The organism is Sphingomonas sp. P3_C6, assembly GCF_056402595.1.
The window spans coordinates 659,439-672,987 of the sequence record NZ_JBFUHB010000001.1; the positions used below are offsets into that span (position 1 = coordinate 659,439).

At 65.9% G+C, this 13,549-nt stretch carries 15 protein-coding genes and 1 tRNA gene; 13 read left to right on the forward strand and 3 right to left on the reverse strand.

Annotation, left to right across the window (positions count from 1 at the left end; genetic code table 11):
• The first annotated feature begins 97 nt into the window (after positions 1-97).
• The 5 genes from AC1DT7_RS03200 to folP all read left to right on the forward strand — a co-directional run bounded on the left by AC1DT7_RS03200 (position 98) and on the right by folP (position 4,724).
• Entirely contained in the window at positions 98-328 is a 231-nt protein-coding gene (locus AC1DT7_RS03200) for a DUF1272 domain-containing protein (protein WP_478034162.1), read from the forward strand.
• 113 nt (positions 329-441) lie between these two features.
• The gene (thiD, locus tag AC1DT7_RS03205) at positions 442-1,572 is read left to right on the forward strand and encodes a bifunctional hydroxymethylpyrimidine kinase/phosphomethylpyrimidine kinase (RefSeq protein ID WP_478034164.1); all 1,131 of its coding nucleotides are present in this window, start codon (positions 442-444) and stop codon (positions 1,570-1,572) included.
• Positions 1,557-2,171, forward strand: coding sequence for a ribonuclease HII (locus AC1DT7_RS03210; RefSeq protein WP_478034166.1), 615 nt, complete (start codon positions 1,557-1,559; stop codon positions 2,169-2,171). The genes thiD and AC1DT7_RS03210 overlap by 16 nt, the downstream gene beginning before the upstream one ends.
• A 201-nt stretch (positions 2,172-2,372) precedes the next feature.
• Positions 2,373-3,524, forward strand: a complete 1,152-nt coding sequence (locus AC1DT7_RS03215) for a DNA methyltransferase (protein WP_478034167.1) — start codon at positions 2,373-2,375, stop codon at positions 3,522-3,524.
• A 129-nt stretch (positions 3,525-3,653) separates the two neighbouring features.
• On the forward strand, positions 3,654-4,724 hold the full coding sequence (folP, locus tag AC1DT7_RS03220; protein WP_478034169.1) for a dihydropteroate synthase: 1,071 nt from the start codon (positions 3,654-3,656) through the stop codon (positions 4,722-4,724).
• Between the two features lie 35 nt (positions 4,725-4,759).
• Here folP and AC1DT7_RS03225 read toward each other — a convergent pair whose 3' ends face one another.
• Together AC1DT7_RS03225 and AC1DT7_RS03230 are read right to left on the reverse strand one after the other, a co-directional pair.
• Positions 4,760-5,962: a Gfo/Idh/MocA family protein gene (locus AC1DT7_RS03225; RefSeq protein ID WP_478034171.1), complete on the reverse strand. Its 1,203-nt coding sequence runs from the start codon at positions 5,960-5,962 to the stop codon at positions 4,760-4,762.
• Positions 5,963-6,142: 180 nt separating this feature from the next.
• Complete coding sequence (locus tag AC1DT7_RS03230) at positions 6,143-7,564, reverse strand: sigma-54-dependent transcriptional regulator (protein WP_478034173.1); 1,422 nt, start codon at positions 7,562-7,564, stop codon at positions 6,143-6,145.
• A 143-nt stretch (positions 7,565-7,707) separates the two neighbouring features.
• Between AC1DT7_RS03230 and AC1DT7_RS03235 the strand changes: the two genes are divergently transcribed.
• The 8 genes from AC1DT7_RS03235 (at position 7,708) to AC1DT7_RS03270 (ending at position 12,915) form a co-directional block, all read left to right on the forward strand.
• Positions 7,708-7,839, forward strand: coding sequence for an aa3-type cytochrome c oxidase subunit IV (locus AC1DT7_RS03235; protein ID WP_478034174.1), 132 nt, complete (start codon positions 7,708-7,710; stop codon positions 7,837-7,839).
• The gene (locus AC1DT7_RS03240; RefSeq protein ID WP_478034175.1) at positions 7,836-8,957 is read left to right on the forward strand and encodes an NAD(P) transhydrogenase subunit alpha; all 1,122 of its coding nucleotides are present in this window, start codon (positions 7,836-7,838) and stop codon (positions 8,955-8,957) included. Before AC1DT7_RS03235 ends, AC1DT7_RS03240 begins: the two co-directional genes overlap by 4 nt.
• Positions 8,958-8,994: 37 nt before the next feature.
• Positions 8,995-9,354, forward strand: a complete 360-nt coding sequence (locus AC1DT7_RS03245; protein WP_478034176.1) for a PH domain-containing protein — start codon at positions 8,995-8,997, stop codon at positions 9,352-9,354.
• Positions 9,355-9,362: 8 nt separating this feature from the next.
• Complete coding sequence (locus AC1DT7_RS03250) at positions 9,363-9,662, forward strand: proton-translocating transhydrogenase family protein (RefSeq protein ID WP_272623397.1); 300 nt, start codon at positions 9,363-9,365, stop codon at positions 9,660-9,662.
• 30 nt (positions 9,663-9,692) lie between these two features.
• Complete coding sequence (locus AC1DT7_RS03255; protein WP_478034179.1) at positions 9,693-11,105, forward strand: NAD(P)(+) transhydrogenase (Re/Si-specific) subunit beta; 1,413 nt, start codon at positions 9,693-9,695, stop codon at positions 11,103-11,105.
• Positions 11,106-11,405: 300 nt separating this feature from the next.
• The gene (locus AC1DT7_RS03260; protein WP_478034180.1) at positions 11,406-12,314 is read left to right on the forward strand and encodes a hypothetical protein; all 909 of its coding nucleotides are present in this window, start codon (positions 11,406-11,408) and stop codon (positions 12,312-12,314) included.
• Positions 12,315-12,479: 165 nt separating this feature from the next.
• Positions 12,480-12,555 (forward strand) — tRNA-Val (locus AC1DT7_RS03265).
• A gap of 87 nt (positions 12,556-12,642) precedes the next feature.
• Entirely contained in the window at positions 12,643-12,915 is a 273-nt protein-coding gene (locus AC1DT7_RS03270; protein WP_478034181.1) for a hypothetical protein, read from the forward strand.
• Between the two features lie 39 nt (positions 12,916-12,954).
• Here AC1DT7_RS03270 and AC1DT7_RS03275 read toward each other — a convergent pair whose 3' ends face one another.
• Entirely contained in the window at positions 12,955-13,518 is a 564-nt protein-coding gene (locus tag AC1DT7_RS03275; protein WP_478034182.1) for a helix-turn-helix domain-containing protein, read from the reverse strand.
• Positions 13,519-13,549 lie beyond the last annotated feature (31 nt).

Genomic DNA, 13,549 nt, shown 5'->3' on the forward strand with positions numbered 1-13,549 from the left:
GGCTGGGGAAGGGCCTGTCCCCAGGGTGCCGTTCTTTGACAGGCCCTCCCCCGACCCCTCCCGCAAGCGGGAGTGGAGCAAGAAGGAGCAGAGTTAGATGCTTGAGATGCGCCCCGATTGCGAACGCTGTGGCACCGAGCTGCCCGCCGATGAGGCAGGCGCGTTTATCTGCTCGTTCGAATGCACCTATTGCGCGCCTTGCGCCGAGGCGATGGACGATCGCTGCCCCAATTGCGGCGGCGAACTGATGGACCGGCCGGCGCGGGTGGATGAGGCGCTGCTGCGTTATCCGGCATCCACCGAGCGGAAGTTCAAGGGGCGGGCGTGACGCCCAAAAATTCCCCTCCCACTTGTGGGAGGGGTTAGGGGAGGGCATGTCCTCCTGGAAATGACGCTAAGACAGGCCCTCCCCCAGCCCCTCCCGCAAGCGGGAGGGGAGTGATGACCCCGCGCATCCTCATCATTGCGGGCTCGGATTCCGGCGGGGGCGCGGGCATCCAGGCCGACATCAAGACGGTCACCATGCTCGGCGGGCACGCCATGACCGCCATCACCGCGGTCACAGCGCAGAATACGCTGGGCGTGCAGGGCGTTCACCCGGTCCCTACCGACATGGTGCTGGCGCAGATCGATTCGGTCGTGTCCGACATCGGTGTGGATGCGGTGAAGATCGGCATGATCGGATCGGCCGAAACGGCCCATGCCGTGGCCGGGCGGCTCGAGGCGATGACCGGCGTGCCGATCGTGTTCGACCCCGTCATGGTGTCGACGAGTGGCGCGACACTGGCCGATGACGCGACGATCGCCGCGTTCGAGCGGCTGATGCGGATCGCCACGCTGACCACACCCAATTTGCCAGAGCTGGAGGCATTGGGCGGGGAGGCGGCGGTTCGCGGCCGTACCGGCGCCTTGCTGGCCAAGGGCGGGCATGGCGAGGGCGACGAGATCGTCGACCGGCTGCTGCTGCCCGATGGCGGCGAAGTGCGCTGGGCCGATCCGCGGATCGAAACGCCGCACAGCCATGGCACCGGCTGCACCCTGGCGAGCGCCATCGCGACCGGCCTCGGGCGCGGCATGACGCTTGCCGATGCGATCGCGCGGGCGCGGGTGTTCGTCCGGATTGCGCTGCGCGAGGCACCGGGTTTTGGCGGTGGCCATGGGCCGATGGGGCATCAGGCGGTGCGGCTCGATTCCGATCTGGGCGGAGCGATGCTCAACCAGGTGACGGTGCCGCTTGCCGATTACGAGGCGAGCGCTGCCTTTTATCGCCTGCTCGGATTGCGCCAGATCGTCGACTCGGCGCCACGTTACGGCCGGTTCGAAAGCGCGGGCGGCGCCACGCTGTCGATCGAGGTGGCGGACGAGATTGCGGGCAAGCCGCTGCTGTTCCTCGAATGCGGCGATCTCGACCGGCTGATCCTGCGCCTGCGCGCGGCCGGTATCGCCGTGTCCGATCCGGTGGCGGAGGATTGGGGCTGGCGCGAGGCGCGGCTCAGCGATCCCGCGGGCAATGCGCTTTGCCTCTATCAGGCTGGCGAGAATCGTCGGTTTCCGCCATGGCGCCTGCCGTGACACGCCCCTCGCTCAAGCATGAGAAGCTCTGCCTCGCCCCCGTCGCGGGCGTCGATGAGGCAGGCCGTGGCCCGCTTGCCGGGCCGGTGGTGGCGGCAGCGGTGATCCTGCCGGCCAAGGGCGTCCCGCGCGGCATCGATGATTCGAAGAAACTCAGCGCCGCCGAGCGTCAGCGGCTGCACGATCGGCTGCGCGACTGCGCCATGGTCGGTGTCGGCATCGTCGAGGCGGACGAGATCGACCAGCTCAACATCTATTGGGCGACGATGAAGGCGATGACGCTGGCGGTCGAGGCGCTGGGCCAGGCACCCGGCCATGTGCTGGTCGATGGCAACCGCCTGCCGCGCTGGACTCACCAGGCGACGGCGATCGTCTCGGGCGACGCCATCTCGCTGTCGATCGCCGCCGCCTCGATCATCGCCAAGCACACCCGCGACACGATCATGATCGCCCATGCCGAATCACATCCGCATTATGGATGGCACTCGAACAAGGGTTACGGATCGCGGACGCACCTCGATGCGCTGCGCGAACATGGGCCGACGCCGCTCCATCGCCGCAGTTTCGCTCCCGTGGCGCAGGCCTGGCTCGATTTTTAGGCCAATCATCGATTTGTGAGTCTTTTTGGCCACACACCATGGCTTGAGTCCCTGTGGATAACTCGACTCAATATCTGGACAGCTTCCTAAAATGTTCCGGTTTGTTAACGATTTGTAAGGCATTTTCGTTAACTAAACTCTGCTTGACCCGAGTCCGTACATCCGCAGGGATGCGCCGCTCTTATATGGGGGTAGCTAGTGATGGGTGTGATCGAGAAGGTTAAGGCGCGCGCGGTTGTGCCGGTGACGGACAAGCTGCCGACTGCCGACCTGCCGCGAGCCGACCTGCCACTGGACAGCATCATCATGCAGGATTGCATCACCGCGATGCGGGCGCTGCCGGCCAAGTCGGTCGACATGATCTTCGCCGATCCGCCCTATAATCTGCAGCTCGGCGGCGACCTGAGCCGGCCCGACGGCAGCCATGTCGACGCGGTGACCGACGACTGGGACAAGTTCGATTCGCTGAACGCCTATGACGTGTTCACGCGCGCCTGGCTGACCGAGGCGAAGCGCATCCTGAAGGACAATGGCGCGATCTGGGTGATCGGCAGCTATCACAACATCTTCAAGGTCGGCAGTGCGATTCAGGATCTGGGATACTGGATCCTCAACGACATCGTATGGCGCAAGGCCAACCCGATGCCGAACTTCAAGGGCACGCGTTTCACCAATGCGCATGAGACGCTGATCTGGGCGTCGATGGGCGAAAAGGCACGCTACACCTTCAACTATCGCAGCATGAAGACGCTGAACGACGAGCTTCAGATGCGCAGCGACTGGGAATTCCCGATCTGCGGCGGCCAGGAACGGCTGAAGCGCGACGGCGTGAAGGTCCACCCGACCCAGAAGCCGGAAGCGCTGATCTATCGCATCCTGCTCGCCTGCACCAAGCCGGGCGACGTGGTGCTCGACCCGTTCTTCGGCACCGGCACGACGGGCGCGGTGGCGAAGCGGCTCGGCCGGCGCTGGATCGGCATCGAGCGCGAGGCGGGCTATTGCGCCGCCGCGATCGAGCGGATCGAAGCGGCGCTGCCGCTCGACGAATCGGCTTTGGTGACGATGCAGTCGCCCAAGGCGGCGCCGCGCGTTGCGTTCGGCACCATCGTCGAGAACGGCATGCTGACGGCCGGTGCGGTGCTGACCGATGCGAAGCGCCGCTACCGCGTGACGGTGCGCGCCGATGGATCGGTGATGAGCGGCGACGTGACCGGCTCGATCCACAAGCTCGGCGCGACCCTGCAGAATGCGCCGGCCTGCAATGGCTGGACCTTCTGGCATTACGAGACGCCCGAAGGGCTGAAGCCGATCGACGTGCTGCGGCAGAATTACCTGCTGGCGACCCAGCCCTGATCCTCACTGCCCCGACTTTGCGCGTCACCCCGGACTTGTTCCGGGGTCCACGGTGCCGCAAGAGCCGAGCCGGTTTGATAGGCGGAACGGTGGATGCCGGAACCAGTCCGGCATGACGAAAGAGGTTCGATGACCGGCAAGCTCCACCTTCGCCCAGTGCAGTTCGCCGACACGCCGGTCGGTCGTGACGGTGAGGTTGCGCGTCTCGCGGGCGGGATGACGTGGTTCTCGGCCTATGAGGTGATCGAGAACGGCACGTATCGGACTGTCCCGATCGCCGAGTTCGAAGCGACGTTGGCCCGCGACAGCGAACGCGCGGCCCGGCTCCACGCCGCGATCACTGGGCCGCGTCCGGCGCTGACGCTGGGTGATCGCGTGCTGCGCTTCGACCAGCCTGGCGTCGCCGCGATCCTGAACGTGACGCCCGACAGCTTCTCCGACGGCGGCAAGCTGACCGATCCCGTCGCGGCGGCCGAGGCGGGCTTCGACCTCTCGGTCAAGGGCGCGACGCTGATCGATGTCGGCGGCGAATCGACCCGGCCCGGCGCCCCGCTGGTATGGGAAGGTGACGAGGTGACGCGCGTCGTGCCGGTGATCGAACGGCTGGCGAAGAGCGGCGCGCTGATCTCGGTCGATACGCGCAAGGCCGTGGTGATGGAGGCGGCGCTCGCTGCGGGGGCCGCGATCGTCAACGACGTGGCGGCGCTGCTGTGGGACGATCGTGCGCTCGACGTGGTCGTGCGGTCGGGCTGCCCGGTGATCCTGATGCACTCGCCCGACCCCAAAAAGGGGCCGCATGGCGGCGAAGGCTATCGCGACGTGCTGACCGAGGTGTTCGACTGGCTGGAGGCGCGTGTCGCTGCGGTGGTTGCGGCGGGCGTCGACCGGACGAAGGTCATGATTGATCCGGGCATCGGGTTCGGCAAGTCGCTGCAGGACAATCTGGCGCTGCTCAACGGGCTGGCGATGTTCCATGGCCTTGGCTGCCCGATCATGCTGGGTGCGAGCCGCAAGCGCATGATCGGGGCCCTGTCCAACGAGGCGCCGGCCGACCAGCGGCTCGGTGGGTCGATCGTGATGGCGCTGAAGGGCATCCAGGCGGGCGTGCAGCTTCTGCGCGTGCATGACGTGGCGGAGACGGTGCAGGCGATCCGGGTGTGGCGCGGCATGGTCGATTCGGCGCTGACCGCGCGGCGCTAAAGCCAGATCCTCCCCGGCACGGGGAGGAGCTGACTCTAAATCGCCTTCGGCACATCCACCACGGCGGCGGGGTCGACGGCACGCTTGTAGCCGAAATCGGTCTTCACCGTCGCGCCGTCCTTCGCCACCGATTCGAGGATGGCGTGCATCAGGCGCATGTCCTGCAGCCCCTCCTCGCCGGTCGAGACCATCGGCGCCTTGCCGCGGACGACATCGGCCATCCAGTCCATCTCGCGCTCGAACTGGTCGATCTCGACGATCTTCGGCTGGGGCTCGCGCGGGCCGTCGACCGTCAGCTTGTTGCCGCCATAGAAAGCGCCCGGCTCGGCGGTCATCTTGCCCTTTTCGCAGAAGACCTGGAACGCCATGGTCCCCTGATAGGAAAAGGAGGTCGAGCCGTTCGACATCGCGCCCGACGGGAAGCGGAACTGCCAGGCGATGACGTCCTCGACATCCTTGAAGCGCGGGTCGCTGCGATCGGTCTGCGCCCAGGCGCGAACCTCGGTCGGCTCCTCGTTGAGGATGTAGCGCGCCGCGTTCACGCCATAGACGCCCATATCGGCCAGCGCGCCGCCGCCCGACATCTTCATGTCGAGCCGCCACGCATCCGACGGATCCGACAGGCTCGACTGGCGGCCCATATTCGTCACCACCAGCCGTGGCTTGCCCAGCGTGCCGGAGCGCATGCGGCGCATCACCGTCAGGTTGAGCGGTTCGTAATGGCAGCGATAGGCGATCATCAACTGGCGTTTCGCTGCCTTGGCGGCGGCGATCATCGCCTCGGCATCGGCGATGGTCGTCGCCATCGGCTTCTCGCACAGCACATGCTTTCCCGCCTTGAAGGCGCGGATCGTATATTCGGCATGCATCGAATTGGGCAGCACGATGTAGACGACCTGGATGCGCGGGTCCTTCGCCATGCGGTCGTAATCGGTGTAATTATAGATCGCGTCGGCACCCAGCCCATTCTCGGCCGCGATGCGTTTCGCCTTGGCCGGGTCGCCGCTGACCACGGCCACCAGCTTCGCGCCCTTCGCCGTCTTCAGGGCGGGAATGATCTGGCCGAGCGCGAGCTTGCCCAGGCCAACGACCGCGAAGCCGATCTTCTCGCCATCGGGCAGCGCCGGCCGATCCTGTCCGCCGGGCTGGGGTCTGGCGATCGCGGCGCCCGCGACGGCCACGGAGGCGCCGGCGAGGCCCAGTTCGATCAGGGTGCGGCGCGAAATGTCGTTCGGCATGCGTCTCTCCCCGGCTTCACGCGGCAGGGCCGCGGGCCGTGGAGAATCCCATAGCATAGCAAAAGCGGCCCTGACGAGGTGGTACCGGTAACGCCGTCATCACCGTTCGCTTCGAGCGAAGTCGAGAAGCCTGTCCCAGGAGCCTGTTTCTCGACTTCGCTCGAAACGAACGGAAGGGTTTCAGGCCGCGTTGTCGATGCCGAGCTCGCCCAGCTTGCGGTAGAGCGTCGAGCGGCCGATGCCGAGCCGGCGCGCGACCTCGGTCATGCGGCCGCGATAATGGCCGATGGCGAGGCGGATGACATCGGCCTCGATCTCTTCCAGCGCGCGCAGATTGCCATCGGCATGGAACAGGGTGACGCCGCCGCTGGTCGCCATCGGCGACGGGCCGGGCACGCTGTGACGCTGCGCGCCCAGCGCCGCGATCTGCGGAAAATCGAGCCGGGTCAGGGCGTCGCCGTCACACAGCACGGCAGCGCGGAACAGCGCGTTCTGGAGCTGGCGGACATTGCCCGGCCAGTCATATTTGCCGAGCAGGGCGAGCGCGTCGTCGGTGATGCCGAGCTCGCGCAGCCCCGGCTGCTCCGCGATTCGCGCGAGCAGGTGGCGGGCAAGCGCCGGGATGTCGCCGGTGCGTTCGCGCAAGGGGGGGATCGTCACCTGGACGACGTTGAGGCGGTAATAAAGATCCTCGCGGAACCGGTCGGCCTCGACCTCCTCGACCAGCCGCTTGTTGGTTGCGGCGATCACACGGACATCGACTTCACGGGTGTGGCGCGCGCCGATCGGCTGGATTTCGCCCGATTGAAGCACGCGGAGCAATTTGACCTGCGCCTCGAGCGGCATCTCGCCGATCTCGTCGAGGAACAGGGTGCCGCCATCGGCTTCCTGGAACCGGCCGATCTTGCGTTCGAAGGCACCGGTGAAGGCGCCTTTCTCGTGCCCGAAAAGTTCCGATTCGACGAGATTGGCGGGGATCGCGCCGCAATTGACCGCCACCATCGGTTTCTTGCCGCGCGGGGACGCCGCGTGGATCGCCTCGGCCACCACTTCCTTGCCGACGCCGCTTTCGCCTTCGATCAGTACCGGCACGCGCGCGCGGGCTGCCTTGGCGGCGATGGCGAGGGCCGCGCGGAAATCAGGGGCCGAACCGACGATCTCGTCAAAGGCGAGCAGGGCCGGGATTTTCTCGGTCAGCGGCCGCAGCTCGCCCGCTGCCTTGCCGGCAACGGCGGCGTCGAGCGCGCAGAGCAGGCGTTCCGGGGCGAGCGGCTTCACAAGGAAGTCGCTCGCACCGGCGCGCATCGCCGCGACGGCATGCGCGACGGAGCCGTTTGCGGTCAGCATCAGCAGGGGCAGCGCCGGGCGGCGCTGCCGGATTTCGGTGATCAGCGCGGTCGCATCGGCGTCCGGCGCCCAGTGATCGAGCAGGATCGCGTCGAGCTGCATGCCGTCCTGCGTGCCCAGCATGGCGATCGCCATCTCGCCGTCATTGGCGAAAACGGCACGCCATCCGCGACGCGCGGCAAGCGCCGCGACGAGGCGGCGCTGGGCCGGTTCGTCATCGATCAGCATCAGCAATCGCTGTCCGTTGCGCGTCATTCCGCTTGTCCAATCGTCCCCGTTCAAGCGGTAACCATAGGGCTCAGGTGTAAAAGCGGCCTTAAACGTTCCAAGGCGGGACTTGAGAGACAGCGCACTGCCCGCTAAGCAGCCTGCACAGAGTTACAGGCAGGGGACAACCGATGGCCGGAAACGGCGAGATCAAGGTTCACGAAGCGACCTATCATAAGGTGATGGGGATGCTGAAATGGGGCGCCATTGGCTGTTTCCTGATCGCCATGCTGGTGATCTGGCTGATCCATCCCACCAAGTGAAAATCGCCGTCCTGCGGGAGCAAGCAGCCGGCGAAAGCCGAGTCGCCGCGACCCCTGAAACGGTCAAGAAATTCGCCGCGCTCGGTGCCGAGATGGCGATCGAGGCCGGGGCCGGCGAGGCAGCTTCCTATGCCGATGCCGATTATGCCGCGGCGGGCGCCAAGGTGGGTAGCCGTGCGGACACGCTGAACGGCGCCGACATCATCCTCGGCGTGCAGGGCCCCGACCCCGCGACCCTGGGCGGTGCCGCGCCGGGCGCATGGCTTGCCGCCAGCCTCAATCCCTTTGGCGAGCGTGCCCGTGTCGATGCCTATGCCAAGGCTGGCATCGAGGCGCTGGCGATGGAATTCATGCCGCGCATCACGCGCGCGCAGTCGATGGATATCCTGTCGTCCCAGTCGAATCTCGCCGGCTACAAGTCGGTGCTCGATGCGGCGGCCGAATATGGCCGCGCCTTCCCGATGATGATGACGGCGGCGGGCACCGTCTCCGCCGCGCGTGTGTTCGTGATGGGCGTCGGCGTTGCAGGGCTTCAGGCGATCGCCACCGCGCGGCGCCTGGGCGCGCAGATCTCGGCGACCGATGTGCGGTCGGCGACGAAGGAGCAGATCCAGTCGCTCGGCGCCAAGCCGATCTTCGTCGAGAATGTCGCAGGCATCGAGGGTGAGGGATCGGGCGGCTATGCCGGCGAGATGTCGCCCGAATATCAGGCGGCGCAGGCCGAGCTGGTGTCGAGCCATATCGCCAAGCAGGACATCGTCATCACCACGGCGCTGATCCCCGGACGCCCCGCGCCGCGCCTCATCTCGGCGGCGCAGGTCGCGTCGATGAAGCCGGGCAGCGTGATCGTCGACCTGGCGGTCGAGCAGGGCGGTAACGTCGAGGGTGCGGTTGCGGGCGAGATCGTGACGGTTTCGGGCGTGAAGATCGTCGGCCATCGCAACGTGGCGGGCCGGCTTGCGGCGGATGCCTCGGCCCTGTTCTCGCGCAACCTGTTCAACTTCCTCAGCGCCTTCTGGGACAAGGAAGCGGGCAAGCCGGTGCTCGACGCCGAGATCGGCGATGCGATCCGGCTGACCAGGGATGGCGCGGTCGTGAATCAACGGCTGCTCGGATGATGCTGCGGCGTCTGGCGCCTGCGATACGGCGAAGCTGATGGGCATCCTGAACGCCACTGCCGCCGATCCGCGCGAATTGATCGAGAAGCACCGCGAGGCGCTGACCGATGGTGAGATCGTCACCTATGTCTACAAGACGCTCCGCGACTATATCGCCTTCACCAACTGGCGGGTGCTGTACATCAACGTGCAGGGCATCACCGGCAGCAAGCGTGAGTTCCTGACGGTGCCATACCGCTCGATCACTGCCTTCGCGATCGAGACCGCCGGGACGTTCGATCTGGACGCGGAGATCAAGATTTTTCTGTCCGGCCATGAACCCATCGAATTCAAGGTCGGGCGCAATGACGATATGCGCGGACTGCAAACGTTTCTCGCGCAGAAACTCGATCGCTAGGGGCTATCATGGACTTCATCTCGATCCTGTCGATCTTCGTGATGGCCTGTTTCGTGGGCTATTATGTCGTCTGGTCGGTCACGCCCGCGCTGCACACGCCGCTGATGGCGGTGACCAATGCGATCTCCTCGGTCATCATCGTCGGCGCGCTGATCGCGAGCTCGGCGGCGGCGGGCGGGTCGGCCTCGTCGAAATGGCTCGGGCTGCTCGCGGTGGTGCTGGCCAGCGTGAACATCTTCGGCGGATTCGCCGTCACCGAGCGGATGCTCGCCATGTACAAGAAGAAGGAAAAGCCCGTCGCAAAGTGAGCGATGCAAGGTTTTTTGGGGGTTTAGCACATGCATGAAGCAGCACCGGTCAATCCCTGGGTAGCGCTGGCGTACCTGATTTCGGGCGTCTGCTTCATCCTGGCGCTGCGCGGCCTGTCATCGCCGGCAAGCTCGCGGCAGGGCAATCGTTACGGCATGATCGGCATGGCGCTGGCCGTCGGCACGACCCTGTTCACGCACGAGATCGCCTCGCTGCCGGAAATCCTGGTCGCGATCGCGATCGGTGCCGCGATCGGTATCGTCACCGCGCGGAAGATCGCGATGACGGACATGCCGCAGCTCGTCGCCGCCTTCCACTCGCTGGTCGGCATGGCGGCGGTGCTGGTCGGCGTGGCGGCGTTCCTCAACCCCGAAGCCTTCGGCATTATGGGGCCGGACGGCGAGATCCTGACGGTCAGCCGGATCGAGATGGGCCTTGGCGTCGCGATCGGTGCGATCACCTTCTCCGGATCGGTCATCGCTTTCCTGAAGCTCAACGGCAATATGGGCGGCAAGCCGATCATGCTGCCGGGCCGTCATGTCATCAATCTCGGGGTGCTGGCCGGCATCCTGGGGCTGATCGCCTATTTCACGCAGGACCAGAGTCCGTGGATCTTCTGGACCGTCACCCTGCTCAGCTTCGCGATCGGTTTCCTGCTGATCATCCCGATCGGCGGCGCGGACATGCCGGTCGTGGTGTCGATGCTCAACAGCTATTCGGGCTGGGCGGCGGCGGCGATGGGCTTCACCCTGCACAATACGGCGATGATCATCACCGGTGCGCTGGTCGGCTCGTCGGGCGCGATCCTTTCCTACATCATGTGCCGCGCGATGAACCGCAGCTTCATCAGCGTGATCGCCGGCGGCTTCGGCGGCGACACGTCGGGCGGTGGCGCGGCGGCGGCGACGGACCGGCCGTGGAAGCGCGGGAGCGCCGAGGATGCCGCCTTCCTGATGCAGCAGGCCGAGCAGGTCATCATCGTGCCCGGTTACGGCATGGCGGTCGCCCAGGCGCAGCATGCCCTGCGCGAGATGGGCGACAAGCTTAAGGAGCACGGCGTCCGCGTGAAATATGCGATTCATCCGGTCGCAGGGCGCATGCCGGGTCATATGAACGTGCTGCTCGCCGAGGCCAATGTGCCTTATGACGAGGTGTTCGAGCTGGAGGATATCAACTCCGAATTCGCCCAGACAGACGTCGCTTTCGTCATCGGCGCAAATGACGTGACCAATCCAGCGGCAAAAACGGATAAATCTTCGCCGATTTACGGTATGCCGGTACTTGATGTGGAAAAGGCCAAGACCGTTCTGTTCATCAAGCGCAGCATGGGCGGTGTAGGTTATGCCGGCGTCGACAATGACGTTTTCTACATGGACAATACGATGATGCTGCTGGCCGACGCAAAGAAGATGGTCGAGGAAATCGTCAAGTCGCTTGATTGAGCGACATGATTGCTCGAAGACCGTGTCTGTGGGCACCCGATTGTCTTTTCGTCCGGTACAGCGCCCGATTCCTCCGGAATTGAGGCTTTTGAAGTTAATGCATTCATTTCGGACAAAATATCTGCCGTACGACTCGATATTTCTGCCCAGTTTTGTGACACTTTCATCCATAACGGATGTACCTATGACTAACCCATTCCGCTCAAACAGGTATTTTCGCCAGCATCCGGGCCGATGGGGCGACTGGATCGCGGGGTGACGGGGGCAATGATGCATTCGGCGAAGGAGGCGATATACGCCATGACCGTGCCGGCGCTGATCGTCGCGGACGAGGGGGCGGGGGCCCAGGCAGCGCTCGAGGCGATCGACCTCGCGGGCGGGCGCTCGCTGGGGCGCGTCAGCTGGCACGATGCCGTCGAGCGATTCGAGCGGCAGAGCGTGCTGGGCCTGGTGATGGTGGAGGCGTCGGATGTTTCCGACGAGACGCTCGCCGAAGTCCTGCCGCATGTCGAGACATTCGCCAGCGCGGCCGAGGCGCGGGTCGTCGTGTCGCTGGCCAGGCACCAGGTAGATCTGGTCGCGGCGCATCTGTTCGGCGGTCATGTCGACCTGCTGTGCGCGCCGACCATCGCCGATCGGGTCGCCGCGCTTGCGGTCGCGCTGATACCCCGCACCGGGCGCTTGCACGATTCACGGCGAGAGGCCGATTCGACGCGGTTACGACGGGTGAACGAGGAAATTGCCCGTATCGCGGACATCATTGCCCGGCTGAATAGTGACGAGGAGGACGAGCCGATGCCTATCCGGAGGGGCCTCAAGGGCAAATCCACAGATCGGGACATCGCGCCGGAGAACGATTCGGGGACCGTCACGTCACGCGACGTGCGCGAGGTGATCCGGGCGCGGCGGCTGCGCGACCAGTTCTTCGAACGCGGCATGTTCGAGGACCCTGCCTGGGACATGCTGCTCGACCTGTTCGCGGCCGAGCTCGAGCAGACCCAGGTCTCCGTCTCCAGCCTGTGCATCGCCGCCGCGGTCGCGCCGACGACGGCACTGCGCTGGATCGCGAAGATGACCGATGCCGGCGTATTCGTGCGCCATGCCGACCCCTTCGACAAGCGCCGCGCCTTCATGGCGCTGTCGCCCAAGGCCCATGACGGGATGCGCGATTATTTCCTGGCGGTGAAGCGCGGCGGCCCGATCGCCTGAAGCCCGATCGCCTGAAGAACGTCTGGAAATTTGCGGAAGAGCGCGTTTCACAGGGGACACCGGGCGCCTTGGCACTTGCCCATCGCGGCCGGCGGTGGCAACGGGCGCTACTCCAAAGCTGCGATGCGCGAATCACGGGGTCTCCGGACGCGCTGCTGCAGGTGAGGGCGATTAGCTCAGTTGGTAGAGCGTCTCGTTTACACCGAGAATGTCGGCGGTTCGAGCCCGTCATCGCCCACCATATTTTCACCGGGCACCTCTGGGCGACCGTCTTGCAGGGTGTGGGCGGGATGCGCATCTGCGCGCCGGACGAAGGAGATCAGTCATCATGGCCACATCCGATGAGCGGCTGAACAAGCTGCTGGAAAATTTCATGGGGCACGTCATCTCGCTCGACGGCGTGCGGATGGCGCACCGGCACGTGATCGCCGAGTTGCTCGCACGGTTGCCGGACAGCGACTTCGTCGACGAACTGATCGCCGGTGCCGATGTCAACGAGGCCGAGCCGGCGGAGATGCGGCGCCTGGCCGCCTATCGCGCCGAGCTGGAGGCGCTGGCGGAAGAAGCCAAGGCAACCCGCGAGCAGCGCGGCGAGGCCTGACGGAAGACCCGGCCAGGCCCGTCCACGAAGTCAGGCTATTCAGAGCGACCTGAGCAGCCGTACCGCTCGGGCGATCCAGGGCGGATCGGCGACGACCTGCTGGCGCGCACCGGCGCCGAGCGGCAGGATCTGCAACTTGCCCTCTTCCCGTCCGATCAGCCGCCCGAACAGGAAGCGGCCAGCCGGGCGCGGCACCAGCACGTCGCGGTTGAGCGCGTGACCATAGGCGCCGGGCGCCAGCGTCTCGCACCATAATTCGTCGCCGGCACGATAGTCGCCGATCCCGGCGGCGATGGTGACGGCGACCAGGCCGGGCGCGGGCAGCGGCGGGGCGACCGTCGCCGGACGTTTCGGCGCATGGGCGCCGCCGGCATCGAGCACCGCCGCGACCGGCACCTCCGCCCGTTCGGGCAGTTTGACCAGATCGGCGGCGGTGACGCCAAGCGCCTCGGCGATACGGTTGAGCCACGCGACGGACACGGTGCGCGTGCCGGTTTCGAGCCGGCCGATCGTCTGCGCCGTGGTGGGGGGCACGCATCGGCGTGCGACGTCGTCCAGGGTCAGGCCCTTGGCGCGTCGGACTTCGCGGATCGCGGTGATCATCGCCGGCTCCTACACCCGATCGCCTAACCAG

What these genes read in the sequence shown, in the direction of transcription:
- AC1DT7_RS03230 (WP_478034173.1), bottom strand. Translation starts at nt 7,564, where the DNA reads ATGACGCGCAACGGACAGCGATTGCTGATGCTGATCGATGACGAACCG.
- AC1DT7_RS03270 (WP_478034181.1), top strand. Translation starts at nt 12,643, where the DNA reads ATGGCCACATCCGATGAGCGGCTGAACAAGCTGCTGGAAAATTTCATG.
- AC1DT7_RS03225 (WP_478034171.1), bottom strand. Translation starts at nt 5,962, where the DNA reads ATGCCGAACGACATTTCGCGCCGCACCCTGATCGAACTGGGCCTCGCC.
- folP (WP_478034169.1), top strand. Translation starts at nt 3,654, where the DNA reads ATGACCGGCAAGCTCCACCTTCGCCCAGTGCAGTTCGCCGACACGCCG.
- AC1DT7_RS03200 (WP_478034162.1), top strand. Translation starts at nt 98, where the DNA reads ATGCTTGAGATGCGCCCCGATTGCGAACGCTGTGGCACCGAGCTGCCC.
- AC1DT7_RS03245 (WP_478034176.1), top strand. Translation starts at nt 8,995, where the DNA reads ATGGGCATCCTGAACGCCACTGCCGCCGATCCGCGCGAATTGATCGAG.
- AC1DT7_RS03235 (WP_478034174.1), top strand. Translation starts at nt 7,708, where the DNA reads ATGGCCGGAAACGGCGAGATCAAGGTTCACGAAGCGACCTATCATAAG.
- AC1DT7_RS03215 (WP_478034167.1), top strand. Translation starts at nt 2,373, where the DNA reads ATGGGTGTGATCGAGAAGGTTAAGGCGCGCGCGGTTGTGCCGGTGACG.
- thiD (WP_478034164.1), top strand. Translation starts at nt 442, where the DNA reads ATGACCCCGCGCATCCTCATCATTGCGGGCTCGGATTCCGGCGGGGGC.
- AC1DT7_RS03250 (WP_272623397.1), top strand. Translation starts at nt 9,363, where the DNA reads ATGGACTTCATCTCGATCCTGTCGATCTTCGTGATGGCCTGTTTCGTG.
- AC1DT7_RS03255 (WP_478034179.1), top strand. Translation starts at nt 9,693, where the DNA reads ATGCATGAAGCAGCACCGGTCAATCCCTGGGTAGCGCTGGCGTACCTG.
- AC1DT7_RS03210 (WP_478034166.1), top strand. Translation starts at nt 1,557, where the DNA reads ATGGCGCCTGCCGTGACACGCCCCTCGCTCAAGCATGAGAAGCTCTGC.
- AC1DT7_RS03275 (WP_478034182.1), bottom strand. Translation starts at nt 13,518, where the DNA reads ATGATCACCGCGATCCGCGAAGTCCGACGCGCCAAGGGCCTGACCCTG.
- AC1DT7_RS03260 (WP_478034180.1), top strand. Translation starts at nt 11,406, where the DNA reads ATGACCGTGCCGGCGCTGATCGTCGCGGACGAGGGGGCGGGGGCCCAG.